Source organism: Actinotignum schaalii FB123-CNA-2 (assembly GCF_000411135.1).
GTDB classification, from domain to species: domain Bacteria; phylum Actinomycetota; class Actinomycetes; order Actinomycetales; family Actinomycetaceae; genus Actinotignum; species Actinotignum schaalii_A.
Genome location: NZ_KE150263.1, coordinates 289,965 through 309,353 on the forward strand (window position 1 = coordinate 289,965; position 19,389 = coordinate 309,353).

A 19,389-nucleotide genomic window follows, 5' to 3' on the forward strand; every position below is an offset into this window, starting at 1 on the left:
GCGGCGCTGCTTCGGGGTTACGCGCTTAGCGCTGGCCCACGAACCAGCGCCGCAGTGTTTTCACCCGTGCCTCAATCTGATCGGCACTAGCCCGTGCCACTTCCGGACCGCCGCAGGCCCGGCGGAGCTCGGTGTGAATAAGGGCGTGCGGATCCCCGGTTTTCTTCGCCCAGGCCGCCACCAGCTGGGTGAGTTCCTTGCGGGCGGTGCGCCGCCGGGTGAGTTCATCGTTTCCGGAAGCAGGACGTTGAGTACGGGCCTTTTTCGCCTGCTCTGCCTGGTGGGCGCGCAGCAGCGTGGTTACTTCTTCTGGCTCCAATAGCCCGGGAATCCCTAAGAAATCGGCTTCTTCTTCCGAACCGACAGCTGCGCCGAGCCCGAATTCACCGCCGTCGAATAGTGCCCTATCGAAAAGCGCGCCCGATTCCAAAGCTTCGTAGCCCGGGCCGGCCAGTTCCTCGCTGGCTTTTTCTTCCCGGTTGGCGGCCTCCAGTAGCTCATCTTCCCAGCCGGCCACCTCCGCCCGCTTCGAAATCGCGTGGTCGCGTTCTTTTTCCATCTGGGCGGCCAGCTCCAGCAGCACCGGCACCGAGGGCAGGAACACCGTGGCGGTTTCTCCGCGGCGGCGGGCCCGTACGAAACGCCCGATAGCCTGCGCGAAATAGAGCGGAGTGGAGGCTGAGGTGGCGTAGACGCCCACCGCGAGCCGCGGCACGTCCACCCCTTCGGATACCATGCGCACCGCCACCATCCACCGGGAATCCGAATCCGCGAACGTCGCAATCTTCTCGTTCGCGCCCGCATCATCGGAGAGCACCACCGTGGGTGCCTCCCCTGTGATCTCGGTAAGGATCTCCGCGTAGGCCCGCGCGTCTTTCTGGTTGGAGGCGATGACCAGCCCACCCGAATCGGGTAGCGAGCGGCGCACCACCGTAAGCCTTTCGTTCGCGGCGGACAGCACCTCCGGGATCCACTCCCCACCCGGGTTGAGGGCGGTGCGCCACGCCTGCGCCGTCATGTCTTTGGTGAGAGGCTCGCCCAGGGTTGCCGCCACCACGTCTCCCTGTTTGGTTTGCCAACGCACCTGCCCGGAATAGGACAGGAAGATGACGGGCCGGACCACGCCATCGCGCAGGGCCTGCGCGTAGCCGTAGGTGTAATCAGCTTTGGAACGCAGGTTTCCGTAGCCGTCCGGTTCGTAGGTGACGAAAGGGATGGGCGACGTATCCGAGCGGAACGGTGTTCCGGTGAGGGCCAGGCGCCGTGTCGCGGGGGTGAAAGCTTCGCGGATGCCATCCCCCCAGGAGAGGGCATCCCCGCCGTGGTGGATCTCATCCAGAATCACGAAAGTGGGCCGGGCGCCGGTACGTTCTCGATGCAGGGCCGGGTTGGCGGCCACCTGTGCGTAGGTCACGCACACCCCGTTGAAGAAGGATCCCTCGGTGCGTTGCGCATTCGTAAAATCAGCGTCCAGCTGAATACCTACGCGAGCTGCGGCCTGCGCCCACTGGGTTTTGAGATGTTCGGTGGGACAGACCACCGTGATGGTGCGGGCCTCGTGGCGCGCGAGCATTTCGACGGCGACGCGCAGCGCGAAGGTGGTTTTTCCCGCACCGGGGGTGGCCACCGCGAGGAAATCACGGGGCATGCGTTCCAGGTAGAGGCGCAGCGCTTCGGCCTGCCACGAACGCAGGCTCGAGGTGGTTCCCCAGGCCGCGCGGGCCGGGAAAGCCGGAGGGAGATTCGAAGCGGCAGAAACGGAGGGGGTATGCGGGGTGGAAGCGGGAATCGAGCGGTGTAGACTCACTTGCCACTTCCCGGCACGTCCAGCCCGAAAGGCCATCCGGAGCCTTGGTTGCCCATCTGTTTGCGGATCTCCTTGCAGGTGGGGCACACCGGGTAGCGGTCCGGGTTGCGCGAGGGAATCCAAATTTTTCCGCACAGCGCCACCACGGGCTGGCCGTATACGGCGGAAGCCATGAGGCGATCCTTGCGGACATAGTGGGAAAAACGTTCCTCATCACCGTGGGAGAGGCGTTCTTCGGTGCGTTCCAGCACCCCGACGGATTGTTGAGATTCCGTAGCCGGGCCGGCCGGGGCCGATGGCGCGCCCGGAGTTCCTAAAGGATCGGGAAGGGAAGTACTCATGGGCTCTATTGTACGGCCCGGGCCGGCCCGGGGAAGACGCCCCGAACACGTCACCTAGAAAGCGAGAGTGGACAGCAGCTCGGCGGCGCCGTCGTACCTCACCTCAGCACACACAAGAATCGCCTCCCCGGAACGAACCGAGGAGGCGATACTGGACAACCAGTGACCTTACTTGTTGGACACAGCCTTCTTGAGGTTGGAGCCAGCCGAGATCTTCACGCCGTAACCGGCGGGAATTTCGATCTCATCACCGGTGCGGGGGTTGCGGCCCTTGCGGGCGGCGCGCTCGGTGCGCTCCACGGAGAGCAGGCCGGTGATCTTCACGGCTTCGCCCTTGGAAAGCGAATCGACGAGCACTTCCTGGAGCGCGGCGATCGCCTTATCGGCATCGGACTTGGACAGGCCGGAACGGTCGGCGATAGCTGCAATGAGCTCTGTGCGGTTAACGGACATGAAAATACCTCTCGATATCTGTTCAGGTACATGGCTCATAAGAACCACTAAGCAAAAATGTAGCGGAAACTGGCGCCAAAGTGAGAATTTTCTGCGAAATCACCGCGTGTCGGTTAAGACATACATCACAACTCCCACCAATTTCCACAGTTGTCACAGGATTTGCGCGCCCGCAGCGCCCCCGTTTACCGGCGCGAAGGCCCGGCTTAAGGGCATAATGAGTAAGGTTCAGGATGCCTCGGGGCCAGCCAGCGCCGCGACAGCGAGCGCGCGGGCCCGGGCGTCGTCGTCGAAGAAAGGTTCCCCGGTGTCGCGACTTGTCGCTTTCATCCGCTCCCATCCCCGCCCCTTCAAAATCACTTTCTATGTGCTGGTGATCGCCGGGGTGGCGGCCGTGGCTCGTACCCAACTCCAGGAGTTGAGCGGGGAGCACATGGCGCGGGTGCTCAGCGAGACACCGCCGATAGTCCTCGTGGAACTTGTGGCTCTCGGTTTCCTCGCCTTTACCGCCACCGGTATTTATGACATTTTCGCCTCGCGGCATTTCGGGGTGGAGCTCCCGGTGGGAACGGCGGCGAAAATCGGGTGGATCGCCCAGGCGTTCAACAATTTTGCCGGCCTGGGTGGGCTAACCGGCGGGGCGATTCGCTCGCGCTACTACAAGCGGGCCGGAGCCTCCACCAAAGCCGCTGTGGATGCGAGCGTTGCGGTATGGGCCGCGAACCTGCTCGGGCTTTTCGCCATGCTGCTGGCCACCCTGCCTTTCGCTTTCCGCTACGACGGGCGTTTCCTAGTGGTACCCGTGGTGGCCTGCCTATATATCCCGGTGTATTTCCTGGCCGGCAAGGTCCATTTCTGGAAGATTGACCTGCGCAACACCGCGATTGGCACCCAGAATTTCCGGCAAAAACTCCAGATGCTTTTTGCGTCTGTTGCTGATTGGCTGGCCGCGGCGGTGTTCTTCTGGATTTGCGTGCGGACCTTCCTGGGTGAGGTTTCCTTCGTGCAGGCGGTGTTTGTATACGCCACTGCCACCCTGGTGGGTCTGCTCAGCTTCATCCCGGCGGGCCTGGGAACTTTCGATCTCACCGTTATCGTCTTCTTCCAGCACCTCGGTTTTGATTCCTCCGTCCTGGTGCTCGCGATTATTGTTTACCGCGTTACTTATTACGCGCTACCGTGGCTGGCGGCCACCGTGTACTGGCTGGCCGAATACGCCTACCCGCGCCTGGGCCTGGAGGATCGGGATAAGCGTGAACGCTGGCTCATTAATGCGCTGTCCACCGGCGTGGTGATCCTGGGGATTTTCTCCATCGTCAACGCTTTCGCGCCCTCCTTTTACGCGCGGGTGGCGCTGCTGCATGTATTCCTCCCCCACGAAATGATTCGCTCCTCGCGTATTGTCTCGCTGCTGGTGGGGATTATGTTGCTTATTTTGGCGCGCGGGGTGCGCCAGCGGGTCAGCCGTGTCTTCCCCATTATTTTGATTCTGCTGGGTGTGGCCGCGGTGGCCTCGGTGGCGCGCGGGCTGGATACCGGCGCGATTATCGTCATTATTCTGTTCTCGATTCTGCTCTACCTGGCGCGCGGGGCTTTCAACCGCGAACCCCTCCCCTTCGAGTGGCGTTCTTTCGCGTTTTCCGCGGTTATCGCGGTGGGTATCCCGCTGGGGATTTTTGCCTGGCGCTGGATCCACGGAGCCCCGCAGGCGCACGTGTACCCCACGGCCCATGCGCTCCTCACCGGGCTAAGCATGATCTGCTTCGTTTCCCTTATTTCCCTCGCGTTACTTTTCTCGCGGTCCCGTGCCCCGCATTTCGAGCTACCCACCCCGGATGATGTGCAGCGGTTCGAAACGTTCCTGAGCCAGCACAATGCCGGCAACGCTTTCACGCATCTTTTCTACCTGGGTGATAAGCAGGTCTTTTATTCTTCTAACGGGCGTGCCGCGCTGCTCTACCGGCCCTACCGTTCCTCCATGCTGGTGCTCGGCGATCCGTTCGGGGACGAAGCCGCTTTCGAGGAGCTTTTCGAGGAATTCGTCACCTACGCCGATGAGCACGGCTGTTCGGTCGCGATTTATGAGATTGCGGATATCTACCTGGGCGCCTGCGCAAATATCGGTTTCTCCTTCGTGAAAATCGGGGAGGATGCCACCGTGGATCTGGCCACGTATTCCAATGTGGGGAATAAGGGCAAAGTTTTCCGGCGGATGCGTAACCGCATGGGTGAAAAGGGCACGCATTTCGAAGTGCATTTCCCGCCCTACCCTCCCAAATTCATTGAGGAACTGCGCGAGGTTTCGGACGCGTGGCTGGGCAAACGTTCGGAAATGGGCTTCTCCCTCGGTTTCTTCGACGCCTCCTATATTGGCCGCACCCCGGTGCTGCTGGTGCGCGGGGAGGAACGTATCGAAGGTTTCGCAAGCCTTATGCCGATGGCCCCGGGGGTCGCTTCCGTGGACCTTATGCGCATCCGGCCGGACGCCCCGGGCGGCACCATGGATGGTATTTTTGTTTCCCTTATTGAATGGGCGAAAGAAAACGGATACACCCACGTCAATTTGGGGATGGCGCCCATGTCCAATACGGGTACCACGCGCTTCTCGCGGGCGCGTGAAAAGGTGGTGCGCGTGATCTACGATTTCGGTGACCGTCTCTACAATTTCAAGGGCTTGCGTTCCTACAAGGAAAAGTTCAAGCCGCGCTGGCAGTCCCGCTATCTTGCGTATACCGGAACCACGGCGCTCACCCCCACCATCCTGGGGCTCCTTGATGTCATTCAGCATCCGGATCGCAGCCGCGGGGCGATTCCGTTGCAATGGAGCCTGCCTGCGCCCTGCTCGAGTGAGGGTGACGACACCGCAGCTGCCGTTCCGGCAGCTGATCCTACGGCTGCCAGTGCGACTGGAAAGAAAGGTGCCTGATGGCCAAGCGCCCCTCGATGCGCAATCCTGAAACGCCGATGGAAGAATTTGGCACGGTGGTGCTGCGCCGGGCAACCCAGAATGTGCACAGCAAGCTGGTGGTTGATCCGGAGCGGCATAAATCGGAGCTTGCGGCGGCTGAGCGGCGCGATGCGGATCATCAGGTGCGCGAGCTCTTCCCCGATGCCCGGATTTGGTACCTGGAGGCCCGGCCGAGCCACTACCGCTGGAAGGCAGCCGGCTTCTTTGTGCTCAGTATGCTGGATCTGGATGTGTATCGCGGCTGGCTAGACGGCCCGCATCCGCGTGCTTTCTACCTGGTGGAACAGGGCCGGCTCCAGCTGTTAGTGCGGGTCAATGATTTTTATCTTGACGCGATTGCGCTTCCTTCTCCGCCCGCCCCGGTGAGCAAGCGGCGTTTCACCATCGGACGGGATGAGTTTCTACGTCACGAAGAGGAACTGGGTTAGCTGAACGGGAGAGGTGCTGAGCGGTACCTCTCCCGTTCGCTGTGCTGCAAGCACTACGCTTCCTGACTCGCGGCGTTGTTCTTGACGCGGCGGCGTTCTTTCCACGTCATGCGCGCGAGCACCCCGATGGTGCCCAGTACCCCCGCTCCATAGGCAATAGCGAACCACGGGAAGCGCGGGAGATCGGAGGGCTTATTCGCGGCTTTCACGTCTTCCACCGGCGTGGGAATAATGCGCTCGCCCGTGACCAGGATGCGATGGGAGTTAATGCCGAGCGGGGTGCAGGTCACCAGGGTGACGAGGTCTTTGCCTTCTTCTACCCGTAGGGTATCGGTATCTTCCGGGGCTACTACTTTGGTATCCCGCACGCGGTAGGTGAGTACATCACCGAACACTTCGATGGTGAAGGTATCCCCCACGTTAACTTTGTTGAGGTCGGTGAACATACGGGCGTTGGCGAGGCCGCGGTGCGCGGTGATAACGGCGCGGGTGCTCGGCCCGCCCACCGGCAGCGAGGTGCCTTCCAGGTGGCCGGCCGCGCGGTTAAGGACCTCATCTGAGGTGCCGTGGTAGACGGGTAGATCAACGTCAATAGTGGGGATGCGGAGCCGGGCCATAAGGCCTTCGGAATCCGCGGCAAGAATTTTTTCGTAAGGCCAGATACCGTCCGCGGCGGTGGTGTCGCCAGTTCCGGTGGCTTTCCGTTCATTGGCTTCCAAGATTGCGCCGGCGTTGAAGGCCTCGTTATAGGCGTGCGCGGCGGCTAGCTGGGTATCTTTATCAGGCTGGGCGGTGGCGATTTGTTCGGAGTAGGCGCCGGTAACTTTGGATTGCTCGTATTGGGAGAGCCAGGCGGCAGCGTGCGGGTACACCAGCAAGGTGAGCCCAAGGATAACAAGAAGCCCGATAAGGTAGGGCAGCAGCAGGTTTTTCTTCATGAGATACAGACCCGGGTGGGGAGGTACCAGATGGTACCTCCCCACCCGTTCGGTAGGCCGCGAGTGTTACGCGGTCAGTTCTGTGCTTAGGCGTTCACCGCGCGGTTGCGGCGAACCTGAGCGACGGTCAAGCCACCAGCAGCACCCAGCAGCGCGAGGCCACCGAGGGTGAGCATGAGCTGGCCGGCAGCACCGGTCAACGGCAGGTTCGGGCCGCCATGCTTGGTGTTGTCGATGGTCAGGGCAACCTGAGTCGCCTTACCCTTGTTTACAGTCACTTCCTTGACTTCCGTACTGATCACGTAACCGGCCGGAGCCTTGGTTTCCTTGAGGTAGAACTTCTTGCTGTCCTCAGTTCCAAGAACGAGGCCGACGAAACGAACCTGGCCATCTGCACCAGAAACAGCCTTGGCGATCGGATCAGTGCCAGCAGCTGCAGCTTCCTTCGTCGCGAACACCGCGAATTCCGCATCCTTCAGCGGCTTCTGGTCATCCTTGTCGCGCTTAAGAATAAGAAGATCACCGACCTTAACCTTACGGTCAGAGGGCGTGGTGGTAACACCAGGCTGGTAGTTATTTACGATGGGACCGAAGGAGTTCGGAATTTCACCGTTCTGCGGTACACCCGTGATCTGAGTGGAAAGAACCACCTTGAATTCTTGACCGGCAGTCACCTTAGCGAGGCGAGCCGGGGTCAGCTTAACGGTGACTTTCTGGCTAACAGTGGTATCGGTCTCTCCCTTATCGGCAGGTTCCACGGTCACCGTGTAATCGGTGTCCGGAGTAAGGGTTTCGCCACCAAGGGTCACCACAGCATTCTTGTACTTGAGGTGAGCATCGAGCTGATCCTCCATACCGACATTGGTGTATGTCTCCTGGACACCCTCGGCGTTCACACCGAGTGCCGGAACAGCGTACTTGATCTCCCAGTCAACATTGTCGCCGACCTTCTGAGCAGCTTCGTCCTTCAGAGTCTTGACGCCGTCATCGGACACGGTGTTCTTCGGGTACGCATGGACATCGTAGAGCCACTTAGCGTTCTGGCCTTCCTTGGAGGGGAAGGGGATAGAAACGAAGAAAGGCTGGGCCTTCTTGATTACCTTGTGAGTACCGGTATCGCCTTCACGAACCAGGTACACACCAGCGGCGAGGTCACCGAAAGTCGCTGTGCCACCAGCAGCGGTGACCTGCTTAGTTTCGTTAGCGTCGAGGGTAACGTCCTGGCCTTTGTAGGTAACCTTCTTCGCCCCTTCGTCATACTGGAGCTGGGAAATCTTTTCCCATTCGTTCGGGTTTGTCAGGTCGATCCCACTTACTTTCTGGAGAATGAACTCGACGCCGTCCATAGCCTTAGCAGTATCGGGAGCGGTCAGCAGACGACCGTTATTAGTCTGGTTCCAGGCCGGGTTCTCGTACTTGTGAACCACAATCGAGCCCTTGCGGGTGAGATCAGGGTTACCAAGATTGTCGTTCTGCGGAACAGCGTGGGCCCCGGGTGCGAGCACCAGACCAGCGGCGCCCAGCAGGGCGGTGATCAGGGCGGCGAGCACCGCGCGGATAGATTTCTTCAGCTGCATGGTAGTCCTCTCCGTGATTGCAGCACATATTGCTTCAATTAGTTGTGTGGTTATTTTTGCCCGAAGGGCGGCGTTAGCTGCGCAGTTTTACGTGCACAGTTCTCAGTGGCTGAGCCTTTATTCCACGCTCACCCCCGGTTTCGCCGTCTGATCATCACGATGCTCACCAGGAGCACAGCTCCCCCGAGCACCGCGAAGCCTGCCGTGCGGAACGCGTCCTCGCTCCATCCACCGGTGAGTGGGAGCGGCGGTGCCTCACGAAGCTTGTTATAAATCACGCCGAGATTCAGTTCCACGGGTTCGTTACGATCATTCGTGACGGTCGTGGCGCCCACCTCCACGGTTTTCACCTCGGTGGACTTCACATAGCCCAGCGGCGCAGTCTTTTCTTCCAGGGTGTAGGTACCCCAGGGAATGTTTTCCAGGCGCAACTTACCCGGGCGAGGATCCTTATCCTGCCAGAGCTTGGTAGCCGAGCACGCCTGCGCGGTCTCCCCCACACAGTCGCTTACCTCGAAAGGCCGCCCATGCTGATCGCGCACCGTCCACACGGATCCCTTGAGGAACTTCTCCGACCCGGTTTCCTTCTTATCCCACACGATGGTGCCACGCACGCGATCATTCTTAATGATGACCGGGGGATTCTGCTGCGCCGTCGTTACTACCTGCGGCGCGCCAGCGGGCCTGTACCCGCGCGGAGCGGACTTTTCATCCACCACGTAGCGCCTGCCAATGAGCACATTGTCCCACCTGGCCCGGCCGTATTGATCCGTGGTGCGCTCGCCTTGACGCGGCTCGCCGGCATCGCAACGTGCGTTCCCATTGGTATCCTCGCACAGGTCGAAAACAGCTCCGGGCAGCGGATCGTTCCATTCCCCATCACGCTTCTCCACGGTCAACGAGGTCACCTTCGGGCTATTCAACACCGAGCACGTGAGATTCCCGTTCACAGCGGGCGAGGTCACTTCCCCGAGGAAAGCACCGCCTTCCTCTCGTTGCCCGCGCACCTGAACATTCCGCCCCAGCTTGTCCGTGCAGCTCCACACTTTGTTGTAGTCACTGAGAGACGACGCCGAATCGCCCGCCATCTGCTCCTTGAGCACATACACGTGGTCCCGACCGCGCAGCATCTTGCGCGTCGGCGTTTGGGGACCGGTGGTTTGGCCCGTCGTCGTAACAGATTCGGAATACGGAGCACCGCCCATCGGATTCGTACCCGGATTCTTTTCCGCAACGGTCACCGTGAACTGGTCGCGGTCATTCAAGCGCTTGGTAATGTTCTTCTCCGCGCTGATGGTAGGAAGCTCCGCGCATCCTTCAGTATCGGAAATGAACTGGTCATACCAGGATTTACTTTGCGTTCCGGAGGTCTTGGGAACTTCGAAAACTGAACGCCCACCGTTTCTAACTTGTCCCGAAATGATATCTACTTCGTAAATTCGTGATTGCTTGAAACCCTCGTCACGGCTGTCAGCAGCTCCCGGGTTCTGACCCGTGTAACGACCTGATACATAGAAGGAGCCATTTGGACCAGCCGCCAAACCGTCGGGTTCGAACATCATAAGATTCATGTAGAAAGAACGGATAAGCTGGGCAGGCAGCTCCGCGAAATTCTTATTACGAATACCGTTGAGGTTGATAATCGGCTCACGCGCATTATTCGCGGTCGCGAACTGTCCGGCAGCAATCGCCCGGTTATATGCAGCCCGGTAATCTGCCGCATCGATGCGGTCGATGCGAATCTGACTGAGTCCGGTGTAATCTCTCCCCTGATTAGCAAGACGTCCTTCCGAGGAACCGGAGAGCATATAAAGATTGCCATCCTTATCAAAAATAAGGTCAGAAAACACCGAGGAAGGGTTGCGTCCGTTAGTGTGGTGTATCTGTATCCCGCGGTGATCCTCGTGTCGGCATGCACAAAGGCGACCATCGCGGGTACCTTTCGAATCAACTCTTACCTATCCTCGAAAGGAGATACCCCGCAATGGCCGCTGACCCCCATCATATCGACCCGACAACCTACCTGGGCGAACTACTCACCCAAGCATCCCCCGACCTGATGCGTCACATGCTCACCGATTTCATCAACCAGATCCTGTCCGTCCAAGCCGACAGTATCTGTGGAGCGAACTATGCAACACCCTCCCCGGACCGTGTCAACAGGCGCAATGGTTACCGACACCGCCAGTTAGACACCCGCGTTGGAAGCCTGGATATCGCTATCCCCAAACTACGTACCGCTTCCTTCTTCCCTGACTGGCTACTCGAACGCCGCAGCCGGGCAGAGCGCGCGTTGACCACCGTGATTGCCACCTGCTACCTCAAAGGAGTGTCTACCCGACGCATGAACGACCTGGTAGCCACGCTCGGCATCACTAACCTCTCCAAATCACAAGTCTCGGACATGGCCAAAGACCTTGACGCGACCGTCAACGATTTCCGTACCAGGCCTTTAGACCAGGGCCCTTACTATTACCTGTCCTGTGACGCGCTGACCATGAAAGTACGTGAAGGCGGACGCGTGGTGAAAACCAGTGTGCTGCTGGCTACCGGCGTCAATAAGGACGGATATAGGGAATTACTGGGCATGCAGGTTGCTACAGCGGAATCTACCGCGTCGTGGACCGGGTTTTTCCGTGATCTTATCGCCCGTGGCCTTGAGGGTGTTTTCCTGGTGACCAGTGATGCTCACCTGGGTATCCAGGCAGCGGTCAGTGATTGTTTACCGCAGGCAAGCTGGCAACGCTGCCGGACCCACTTCGCGAAGAATCTTTCATCCATGGTCTCTAAGACCCAGTGGCCTACATTATCGGCAATGTTCCACACGATTTTCAGGCAACCAGATGCTGCTAGCGTGTGGGGGCAAGCCCGGGACGTGGTCGAGTTTTGTTCGAGGAAGTTTCCTCATGTTGGGGACTATCTGGAAGAATCCCTTGACGAGATTCTCGCGTTTACCGCTGCTCCTGAAACAATATGGACCAAGATCTGGTCGAATAACCCGACCGAGCGGCTTAACCGTGAGATTCGTAGGCGTACTGATGTTGTGGGTATTTTCCCTAACCGGGAGTCGGTGGTCAGGCTGGTCGGAGCGGTTTTAGCTGAGCAGCATGATGAATGGATTCAACAAAAGCGGTACATGTCGTTGGCGAGTCTGGCGCAAACCCGGGATGTTATCGCTCGTGGTGTTATCGACGAGAAGACTATTAGTGGGAAGGAAATTATTGCTTGACCTGTGTCTGATATCCAGTCCTTATTAGTATCGAAACCAGAGAATGACAATCATGATTCGAGAACACAGATACACCACTAACCAGGACTTGACCCCGAGGAAGAAATACTGCTGGTATTCAGGTAGCCAAGGACTACCATTCGACGCGTTCCCGGGTCGTACACCATCAGCTTGCGCTTGGAACTATAGAATTTTCCCGGCGGGAGTGGCGCGTCCGGGATGCGATTAGCATCGCCAACTACCAGATACCTACCATCCGGATCCATCGCGCCGCCGTTAATCGGCATTCCCGGGCCAATGATCTTGTAGCGTGCAAAGTTTTGGTAGCCCTGATCCCCGGTATTTGAGATCCGGCCGTGACTAATCCACGTTTCAGGGTTCGTGCCCGGTTTCGTAGTACCCCGTTTTTCGGTATGCCACATGGAGCCGTCCGCGGCGATCGCAAGGGCATCATAGCCGACTTGCTTCTCAACGCGGCCTCCACCTTTCCACTCCACTCGCCCGACCAACTCATAACCAAGCTGACCGTTCGGCTTGATCGTAAGAGAGTTAATTTCGCCGGTTCCGGAGCTCATGGAATAAAAACCGCGGCCGGAGCACTGCTCCATAGAAGTTTGTCGCACATTGCGCGGGGCAAAACGATTCGGGCGCGCGGTGAGCGGGCTGGCGGAGCCGTCCCGCGGAGTACCTTCTGGCTGCTCAAGAATTCCGAGCTGCTCGCGCCAGCTCTTCTGCGCCCGATCCAGCGGAGTGGCGGCCTCGGCGGTTTCCGTATCGGTATCCGGTACCGGGGTAGGTTCGGTGGTGCCGTCTGTTCCTTCTGCCGTGCCTTCTTCAGCGCTGGGCGACGGCGCCACCGGGCTGACGGGCTCGGGCTGCTCAGGATCCGCGGCGCCAGTGCCAGGCTCCGGAGCTTCCGAGGCGGCCTGGTCGCTTGCATCTTGAGCGGTGGTAACACCAGGGGTGGGATGAGGCGCCGGGGTACCCGAAAAGGGGACACCCGTGGCGTGGCTGGTCATGAGTGCGGCCACGATCGTCGCAACCGTTGCCGGTATCGCCCGAAATTTCACGCTCATCCTGTCCATTACACGAAGGTTCGATCACCAGAAGTGGTTTATCGGCCCGCCGTATAACTAATAGTTATCAATCGGCTTAATAAGCTACGGGAATGAATACCTACTGTCCAGTAGGCCGAAACGTGATTCATATCCGCCAAAGTTCCCAGACAGCTTTCAGCCTGAAAATTTTTTGCAAATCTTTACACTCAACAAATTGGCATACTATGGCGCAAAAATCCCCAGAAATGGCACCCCTCCCCCCGCATTTTTCACAGTACCGTAGCACGGCAAATTCTAGGACCCTTGACCTAAAATCGTTTACCTCAAATAAAGTTTCACCAATTAGTAAAGGTTTTTATGTGGCGAGCACCACGCGATAATTGACGAAAAGTACGCGACATGTTCATGGGTGTCTAGTGACAAGTGCGTGGGGGCACAGGGCTAATCCGTTAAAACTCAAACGGTTGCGAAATGATTGAACACAGCCTCATGCCAGGTCTATGATCAAGTTATGTCACGCAAAGATCCGCAGCTTCTTACCGGGCTCCTCACCACCATGGGAGCGCTGCATTTCATCATTCCCGACCCTTTCGATTCCATCATCCCACCCCAGCTTCCTGGCAAACCACGCGCATATACCCTCACCTCCGGGGTGGCGGAATTGGTGACGGCCGGGCTTATTGCGCACCGCCGCACCCGCAAGCTCGGCGGAGCTGCGGCCATCGCGCTGTTCCTCGCCGTTTTCCCGGCAAATATCTATATGGCCCACCAGTGGCGGAATAAGTCCTGGCCGCTCAAGGCGATTGCTTATGGCCGGCTCCCCCTCCAAGCCCTGCTCATTAAGCAAGGACGGAATGTCATGAAAATGGCTGACACTGAGGTGGTAGCCGACGTGAAGGCAAATACGGGAGCATAAACCCGATAGAACACCGATGCCGGCTCGGGTAGCTGTGGGCCGGTGAGCTGCGGCGTCGTACCTATTCGCACCGACTCATACTGTGCCAAAATTACTGCATAGCTGCGAACTGTGGTGTTCGCACCCCACAACGAAAAGGAGCCAGTATGGAAGCTGCGCGCGTTGCCGCCTGGGTGTTCATGGAAGAAACCCCAATCCCAGCCGATGTTCTCGATCTACTCACCGACGGCGAAGAACCGTACGCGGCCTATAAAACACTGCGTGATAGCGCCATTTTCACCTCGAAACGGCTGATCGTACGTGATGCGCAGGGCCTCACCGGCAAGAAAGTAGAGATTTATTCACTGCCCTATAAGGCTATCCAGATGTGGTCGAGCGAAAATGCCGGGAAAATTGATATTAGCGCAGAGATTGAGATGTGGACGCTGGCCGGGCACATCAAAATCAGCCTCGGGCGCCATATCGACGTGCGGCGCATCGATAAGCTCATCGCCCGGTGCGTGCTAGGGGCGCAGTAGAGCACAATTAGGGCAGTATGTAGCACTCCGGGTACTAGACGTGGCGGCCGCTCCCCGCGGGGAAACGGCCGCCACGTTTATTGAGCTGAGTGCCAGCTATTCCGAGGCGGGGCTTAACGCTCCACTTCGCCGCGGATGAAGGCTTCCACCGCGGCGCGGGCTTCTTCATCGGGGCGCTGCTGCGCCGGCGACTTCATGAAATAGGCACTGGCGGAAAGCAGCGGGCCACCGATACCGCGGTCAAGGGCGATCTTGGCGGCGCGGATAGCGTCGATGACCACGCCTGCGGAGTTCGGGGAGTCCCAGACCTCGAGCTTGTATTCCAGCTTGACCGGGATATCACCGAAGTTACGCCCTTCCAGGCGCACGAAAGCGAATTTGCGATCCTCGAGCCACGGGACCCAATCCGAGGGACCCACGTGGATATCATGCGGGTCGAGCTGCTGGGTGATATTGCTGGTGACGGCCTGGGTTTTAGAAATTTTCTTTGATTCCAGACGCGAACGCTGCAGCATATTCTTGAAGTCCATATTGCCGCCCACGTTGAGCTGGTAGGTATGGTCAAGAGAAATCCCGCGCTCTTCAAAAAGGCGAGCGAGTACCCGGTGGGTGATAGTCGCACCGATCTGGCTCTTAATATCGTCACCCACAATTGGCACGCCCGCGTCCGTAAACTTCTGGGCCCACTCCGGGTTGGAGGCAATGAACACCGGCATGCAGTTGATCATGGCGACGCCCGCATCAAGGGCGGCCTGCGCATAGAACTTCGCGGCTTCTTCGGAGCCGACCGGGAGGTAGGAGACCAGCACATCGGCCCGCGCATCCTTGAGCGCAGCCACCACATCAACGGGTTCGGCATCGGATTCGGTAATGGTGGCGCGGTAGTACTCCCCCAGGCCATCCAATGTGGGGCCACGCAGCACCTCCACTCCGGTGGGTGCCACATCGCAGATTTTAATTGTGTTATTTTCACTGGCGTTGATCGCGGTGGCCAGGTCGGCGCCGACTTTCTTGGCATCGACGTCGAAGGCCGCAACGAACTCAATATCGCGGATATGGTAATCGCCAAATACCACATGCATCAGGCCCGGGACCGTTTCGCTTTCAGATGCGCCGTGGTAGTAGGTCACGCCCTGCACCAGCGAGGACGCACAATTACCTACTCCCACAATGGCAACGCGAATCGACATACGGTTACTCCTTTGTAGTTATTGATGAAACGTGATTGTTTTTTCAGTCATCGATGCGGCGGGTGCCGCGGTGAGCGAGACTGAACGGGGCACCTGCGCCCCCATCACCAAGCCACTATGTCACTAAAAAGTTCGTTTGTGAAGAGACCTTGCGGGTCGATATGGTCGAATGGCGCACGGAGATTGGCGGGCGCAATAGTGTGGGGCGGCGACTTTATGGCGTCGCCGCCCCACAATGAGTCACATTAATGTGTCGAGTACAAGGTGCTTAGCTGCGCCGTCGTACCACCATCACCCCTCCCGCTGCCACGCACGCGATACCCGCCAGCGTCAGCGCTGGGCCGGCCATAGAGGTTCCCGTTTTCACGAGCTGCTCCCGAGGTGTAGGTGTGGTTGTAGGCGTGGGAGTTTGCGAGGGAACCGGCGGTGTTGTTGCCGGAACCGACGGAGTCGGCGTAACCGATGGCGCTGGCGGCTGGGTTGCCGGCACGGTCGGCGTGGGCGTTTCCGTGGGAGTTGCGGTTGGTGTTGGCGTATCGGAGGGAGTCGGGGTGGGTTCCGGAGTTTCCGAACACGAGGGCGTTGGTTCCGGGGTCTCCGACTCCGTGGGAGTTGGAGTCGGCGTTGGCGTGGGCGGGGGCACGATAGAGTTCGTCACCACGAATCCGTCCGTCATATTGCCCGCCACGGTCGAGGTATACCCGTCAACAGACTCCTCCACAATCGTGTAATTGATGAGGTAGCCGTCCGCGCACTTGTCCACGTCAGCAAAGGTTGCCTTCCAGCCTTCCGCCGCGCCAACAGTCTTACGAGCAACTTCCTTGCCGTCCCCCAGCAGCACGAAAGTGATGCTCTCCGGGCGTGTCTGCTTAGCGTTATCGTCATCCTGCCAAGCCTTCGTTGCCGAGACATCCGTAGCCAGGGTATTCGTGAACTTGAGGGTGCCATCCGGGTTCATGCCCACGTCGCTGCGGTACCCAGGCGTGGGAATTTCGGTGATGTTATATTCGACTTCATTATCGGTCCAGGTAGGGCCGGCAAGTTCATACCTGGGGACGCTGAACGTAAAATTCCACTCATCGACCGTTGAGGGGTAATTAACGACCTCGTATTCATGCTTACTGGCTTCATAGCGTGGATTGATCCAGAGCTGCTCGCTGCGATCCTGGTACACCTTGAACACTGCGTATTTGATGGTTTCCTTGGGTAATTCCTTTTGCAGGTTACCTTCCGCATCGCGAGTGTACTGGGTTCCCCACAGTTCCAAGGTGATGAAATCTGGGTGTTCCTTAGCCGGGCAAGCTATCCGCGCGGCTGGGCTATCGACCGGTTGGGCCTGCGAGTAAGCTGTGATGCCCAGCAAGCCCAGCAGAAGCGCAACGGCCATCGCGCCGAGTTTACGTAGATGCGTCATATTTCCTCCCTCCATCGGCTCAGCCATACCCGGGGCGCGCGACGTCTTCATCGCCGCATTCCGGCCGCGAAAAGGCGTGTTTTCGTATTTTCGCGCGGCTGCTTGTTTCATCCTCGCTTATGCGGTGCGCAACCATTACGGGAACTAAGTCCCACGGCTCTAGTACGACGACGCAGCCACTTCCCTCACCAGCACATATGCCACGATGGCGCGGAAAAACTGGTTGTGAGAAACTGAAGCATGTCCGAAGAAATGCGCATCGTCATGCCTAAATACCAAGCTACGCTGGAACCGCCGGTTATTGGAGCTGCACTTGTGAGGGCCTCTATTAGCTACGACGGTTTACCGGTGGCGATCTGGAGTACGGCTGAGGACTTGCGTAAGTTTTTTGGGCGGTCAAACGGTGGTTGCACCGCCAACGCATATGTTGATGGAGTGGTTGATGCCCTGCTAACGAGGCATAATGCCGACGGCAAGATTATCCAGAAAACACCTATTTTTCGATTCCCGGTTTGCTACCCCCACATCCAATCTCTGCCGCTGGGAGCCTTTCTTATTATTGGAGGGCGAAGCGAGTGGTCTGTAGAGGAGAACCGTGCCGGACACAATGCTTTCATCTACAACTTCGAGGGCAAGTTGATCAGGAGCGGAACTGTTGGGGATGCGATAGACGAGGTTCAAGCGCTGGGCGACGGAACTTTCTGGACCAGCTACTTCGATGAAGGCATAGGTGAAGATCTTGGTTGGGATCCGCAATTCCCAAGCAACGACGCCAACCTGCCCCCTCGTGAACCCATTGAGATCACCGGACTCATTCATTGGAATAGTGAACTGGAACCGATATGGGTTTATCCCACCATGGAAGAACTACGCCCGCGATTCGGTGATCGAGGCGCTTTCTATGCATCGATGTTCCACATGTCCTCCATGAACTTTGACGTGGATCAGACGGTTGTTCTCCCAAGTACATCGTGTTCCATCATTACAATTGAGAATCACGAAATCACCAGATACGTTGACACCCAAGGAGAATTCAAAGGGGTGCCCGGCGTGGCAATCTCCGGTGACCGCGTCCTTATTTGGTCCTGGCGTGGTAAACCGATCATCACGCTCATTGATATCAGCGACGGGTACCGAGTAGTTGAGAACTGTGAGCTACGCTATCCGAAGGAATTCGATACCAGCCCGTCCTCGTCCTCGAATTACATCGGACCTACCATCCATGTTATTGATGAGTATGGCGTCTGGATAACCCTGGATATCAACGACGTGTGGCCGGATGAGTAGCGGTGAAATGTACAGCGTCGTCGTACCTTAGCGTGAAAAAGTGAAGCGAGGGAAAGGTCGAAGAAATGCGCGTTATCACGCCCCGGTACCAAGCAACTCTGCAACCGCCGGTTAAGGGCGCTGTGCTTGTGCAAGCCTCCATTAGTTATCACGGGTTGCCGGTGACGATCTGGAGCGATGAAGAGGGATACGCGCGCTTCTTCGAACGTAATGAGAATTTTCCACGGGTTTTCGTTTCTGAAGAAGCGGATGCGATTTTCGCGCTGCACAATGCTGACGGGACAGTGCGCACCGCATCGGCACCCGTCGATCTGCCCGTTTCCGTTCCCGATATCCAATACTTGCCTGACGGTACGTTCCTGGCCGTCGGCGCGCGATGCCGGTGGTCCAGCGACCGGCATGAAGCCACACACAACGCCTACATCTATACAGCGGACGGGGAGCTGGTGCGATCCGGGGTGCTCGGTGATGGCATCCAAGATGTTCAGGCCCGCAGCGATGGAACCATCTGGACAAGTTATTTCGATGAAGGAATTCTCGGTAACTTCGGCTGGGATTTCGGAGTACGTGGAGAGGCCAGCGGGGAGGCGGAGAACCTTGCGATTGGATTTTGCGGGCTCTGCCGCTGGAATAGCGAGTTGCAAGCGGAATGGCTGTACCCCGACTGGCACGATGTGGAACCGGAGTTCGGTGAGGAGCTGGCCCGCCTAACCTTTATTGCTGATTGCTATGCCATGAACTGCACCGATGAGCAGACGGTTATTTGCCCCTACTCCGATTTCCCGCTGGTTACGATAACGGGAGATCGGATTACGCGAATTGTTGATACCCGCAAGGAAATACCGCGGCTGAGAGGTTTGGCGGTTTCGGGAAATCGTGTGCTGGCCTACGGTGATTATGACGAAACTATCTGTGCGCTAGCGGATACGAGCGACGGCTACCGCGAAATTACTCGCTGTCAGGTAAAACATGCAGCCGATGCCACGCTCCCCTATTACCCCGCAGGGTCCCGCGGCTCTGCGATCCACTTCATTGACAGTATTCATCGGTGGTTCGTGCTGGATGTGGATGAGGCGTGGGTGGAAGCGTGAAGCCGGCCGGAGAAGACTCCTGTGGCTAGCGCCCGACCTGGATTCGATTCCCGGCATCTCCACCTAAAGCTGCTCCCCTCGGTTGCGTCCGTTAGTGTGGTGTATCTGTATCCCGCGGTGATCCTCGTGTCGGCATGCACAAAGGCGACCATCGCGGGTACCTTTCGAATCAAC

General features: G+C 58.3%; 16 protein-coding genes. 7 read left to right on the top strand and 9 right to left on the bottom strand.

The features are described 5' to 3' along the window. Nucleotides 1–25 precede the first annotated feature (25 nt). The 3 genes from HMPREF9237_RS06535 to HMPREF9237_RS06545 form a co-directional block, all read right to left on the bottom strand. Nucleotides 26–1,843, bottom strand: a complete 1,818-nt coding sequence (locus HMPREF9237_RS06535) for a DEAD/DEAH box helicase (RefSeq protein WP_016442948.1) — start codon at nucleotides 1,841–1,843, stop codon at nucleotides 26–28. Further along, nucleotides 1,804–2,148 carry a DUF3039 domain-containing protein gene (locus tag HMPREF9237_RS06540; protein WP_016442949.1) on the bottom strand — a complete coding sequence of 115 codons (345 nt, stop codon included), beginning with the start codon at nucleotides 2,146–2,148 and terminating at the stop codon, nucleotides 1,804–1,806. The genes HMPREF9237_RS06535 and HMPREF9237_RS06540 overlap by 40 nt, the downstream gene beginning before the upstream one ends. A gap of 168 nt (nucleotides 2,149–2,316) precedes the next feature. Next, nucleotides 2,317–2,601 carry an HU family DNA-binding protein gene (locus HMPREF9237_RS06545; RefSeq protein ID WP_016442950.1) on the bottom strand — a complete coding sequence of 95 codons (285 nt, stop codon included), beginning with the start codon at nucleotides 2,599–2,601 and terminating at the stop codon, nucleotides 2,317–2,319. 217 nt (nucleotides 2,602–2,818) lie between these two features. Here HMPREF9237_RS06545 and mprF point away from each other — a divergent pair, with 217 nt between their 5' ends. Together mprF and HMPREF9237_RS06555 are read left to right on the top strand one after the other, a co-directional pair. Then, nucleotides 2,819–5,527, top strand: coding sequence for a bifunctional lysylphosphatidylglycerol flippase/synthetase MprF (mprF, locus tag HMPREF9237_RS06550; RefSeq protein ID WP_016442951.1), 2,709 nt, complete (start codon nucleotides 2,819–2,821; stop codon nucleotides 5,525–5,527). After that, nucleotides 5,527–5,997: a hypothetical protein gene (locus HMPREF9237_RS06555; protein ID WP_016442952.1), complete on the top strand. Its 471-nt coding sequence runs from the start codon at nucleotides 5,527–5,529 to the stop codon at nucleotides 5,995–5,997. Before mprF ends, HMPREF9237_RS06555 begins: the two co-directional genes overlap by 1 nt. A gap of 53 nt (nucleotides 5,998–6,050) precedes the next feature. Here the strand turns inward: HMPREF9237_RS06555 and HMPREF9237_RS06560 are convergent, their stop codons facing one another. From HMPREF9237_RS06560 to HMPREF9237_RS06570, 3 genes are all read right to left on the bottom strand, one after another. Beyond that, complete coding sequence (locus HMPREF9237_RS06560) at nucleotides 6,051–6,935, bottom strand: class C sortase (RefSeq protein ID WP_016442953.1); 885 nt, start codon at nucleotides 6,933–6,935, stop codon at nucleotides 6,051–6,053. A gap of 86 nt (nucleotides 6,936–7,021) precedes the next feature. Beyond that, nucleotides 7,022–8,512 carry a SpaH/EbpB family LPXTG-anchored major pilin gene (locus tag HMPREF9237_RS06565; RefSeq protein ID WP_016442954.1) on the bottom strand — a complete coding sequence of 497 codons (1,491 nt, stop codon included), beginning with the start codon at nucleotides 8,510–8,512 and terminating at the stop codon, nucleotides 7,022–7,024. A gap of 128 nt (nucleotides 8,513–8,640) precedes the next feature. Beyond that, nucleotides 8,641–10,362 (bottom strand): MSCRAMM family protein, encoded by a 1,722-nt coding sequence (locus tag HMPREF9237_RS06570; protein WP_016442955.1) that lies wholly within the window; start codon nucleotides 10,360–10,362, stop codon nucleotides 8,641–8,643. A gap of 134 nt (nucleotides 10,363–10,496) precedes the next feature. Between HMPREF9237_RS06570 and HMPREF9237_RS06575 the strand changes: the two genes are divergently transcribed. Next, on the top strand, nucleotides 10,497–11,741 hold the full coding sequence (locus HMPREF9237_RS06575) for an IS256 family transposase (protein ID WP_016442579.1): 1,245 nt from the start codon (nucleotides 10,497–10,499) through the stop codon (nucleotides 11,739–11,741). Nucleotides 11,742–11,818: 77 nt separating this feature from the next. Here the strand turns inward: HMPREF9237_RS06575 and HMPREF9237_RS06580 are convergent, their stop codons facing one another. Beyond that, complete coding sequence (locus HMPREF9237_RS06580) at nucleotides 11,819–12,817, bottom strand: hypothetical protein (protein ID WP_155875949.1); 999 nt, start codon at nucleotides 12,815–12,817, stop codon at nucleotides 11,819–11,821. 493 nt (nucleotides 12,818–13,310) lie between these two features. On the opposite strand from HMPREF9237_RS06580, the gene HMPREF9237_RS06585 reads away from it, so the two are divergent. Both HMPREF9237_RS06585 and HMPREF9237_RS06590 read left to right on the top strand, forming a co-directional pair. Further along, nucleotides 13,311–13,715, top strand: a complete 405-nt coding sequence (locus tag HMPREF9237_RS06585; protein WP_016442957.1) for a hypothetical protein — start codon at nucleotides 13,311–13,313, stop codon at nucleotides 13,713–13,715. A 146-nt stretch (nucleotides 13,716–13,861) separates the two neighbouring features. Next, complete coding sequence (locus HMPREF9237_RS06590; protein WP_016442958.1) at nucleotides 13,862–14,233, top strand: PH domain-containing protein; 372 nt, start codon at nucleotides 13,862–13,864, stop codon at nucleotides 14,231–14,233. A 113-nt stretch (nucleotides 14,234–14,346) separates the two neighbouring features. Here HMPREF9237_RS06590 and HMPREF9237_RS06595 read toward each other — a convergent pair whose 3' ends face one another. Both HMPREF9237_RS06595 and HMPREF9237_RS09630 read right to left on the bottom strand, forming a co-directional pair. Continuing rightward, nucleotides 14,347–15,423, bottom strand: coding sequence for an inositol-3-phosphate synthase (locus HMPREF9237_RS06595; RefSeq protein ID WP_016442959.1), 1,077 nt, complete (start codon nucleotides 15,421–15,423; stop codon nucleotides 14,347–14,349). A gap of 268 nt (nucleotides 15,424–15,691) precedes the next feature. Then, nucleotides 15,692–16,888 (bottom strand): Cna B-type domain-containing protein, encoded by a 1,197-nt coding sequence (locus tag HMPREF9237_RS09630; protein WP_196800261.1) that lies wholly within the window; start codon nucleotides 16,886–16,888, stop codon nucleotides 15,692–15,694. A 189-nt stretch (nucleotides 16,889–17,077) separates the two neighbouring features. On the opposite strand from HMPREF9237_RS09630, the gene HMPREF9237_RS06605 reads away from it, so the two are divergent. Both HMPREF9237_RS06605 and HMPREF9237_RS08985 read left to right on the top strand, forming a co-directional pair. Next, nucleotides 17,078–18,124: a hypothetical protein gene (locus HMPREF9237_RS06605; RefSeq protein WP_016442961.1), complete on the top strand. Its 1,047-nt coding sequence runs from the start codon at nucleotides 17,078–17,080 to the stop codon at nucleotides 18,122–18,124. 65 nt (nucleotides 18,125–18,189) lie between these two features. Then, nucleotides 18,190–19,215: a hypothetical protein gene (locus HMPREF9237_RS08985; protein ID WP_016442962.1), complete on the top strand. Its 1,026-nt coding sequence runs from the start codon at nucleotides 18,190–18,192 to the stop codon at nucleotides 19,213–19,215. Nucleotides 19,216–19,389 lie beyond the last annotated feature (174 nt).

Coding starts and splice junctions, on each gene's coding strand:
- HMPREF9237_RS06580 (WP_155875949.1), bottom strand. CDS start 12,817: ATGAGCGTGAAATTTCGGGCGATACCGGCAACGGTTGCGACGATCGTG.
- HMPREF9237_RS06560 (WP_016442953.1), bottom strand. CDS start 6,935: ATGAAGAAAAACCTGCTGCTGCCCTACCTTATCGGGCTTCTTGTTATC.
- HMPREF9237_RS06535 (WP_016442948.1), bottom strand. CDS start 1,843: ATGGCCTTTCGGGCTGGACGTGCCGGGAAGTGGCAAGTGAGTCTACAC.
- HMPREF9237_RS06585 (WP_016442957.1), top strand. CDS start 13,311: ATGTCACGCAAAGATCCGCAGCTTCTTACCGGGCTCCTCACCACCATG.
- mprF (WP_016442951.1), top strand. CDS start 2,819: ATGAGTAAGGTTCAGGATGCCTCGGGGCCAGCCAGCGCCGCGACAGCG.
- HMPREF9237_RS06575 (WP_016442579.1), top strand. CDS start 10,497: ATGGCCGCTGACCCCCATCATATCGACCCGACAACCTACCTGGGCGAA.
- HMPREF9237_RS06595 (WP_016442959.1), bottom strand. CDS start 15,423: ATGTCGATTCGCGTTGCCATTGTGGGAGTAGGTAATTGTGCGTCCTCG.
- HMPREF9237_RS08985 (WP_016442962.1), top strand. CDS start 18,190: ATGCGCGTTATCACGCCCCGGTACCAAGCAACTCTGCAACCGCCGGTT.
- HMPREF9237_RS06540 (WP_016442949.1), bottom strand. CDS start 2,148: ATGAGTACTTCCCTTCCCGATCCTTTAGGAACTCCGGGCGCGCCATCG.
- HMPREF9237_RS06555 (WP_016442952.1), top strand. CDS start 5,527: ATGGCCAAGCGCCCCTCGATGCGCAATCCTGAAACGCCGATGGAAGAA.
- HMPREF9237_RS06590 (WP_016442958.1), top strand. CDS start 13,862: ATGGAAGCTGCGCGCGTTGCCGCCTGGGTGTTCATGGAAGAAACCCCA.
- HMPREF9237_RS06565 (WP_016442954.1), bottom strand. CDS start 8,512: ATGCAGCTGAAGAAATCTATCCGCGCGGTGCTCGCCGCCCTGATCACC.
- HMPREF9237_RS06605 (WP_016442961.1), top strand. CDS start 17,078: ATGTCCGAAGAAATGCGCATCGTCATGCCTAAATACCAAGCTACGCTG.
- HMPREF9237_RS09630 (WP_196800261.1), bottom strand. CDS start 16,888: ATGAAGACGTCGCGCGCCCCGGGTATGGCTGAGCCGATGGAGGGAGGA.
- HMPREF9237_RS06545 (WP_016442950.1), bottom strand. CDS start 2,601: ATGTCCGTTAACCGCACAGAGCTCATTGCAGCTATCGCCGACCGTTCC.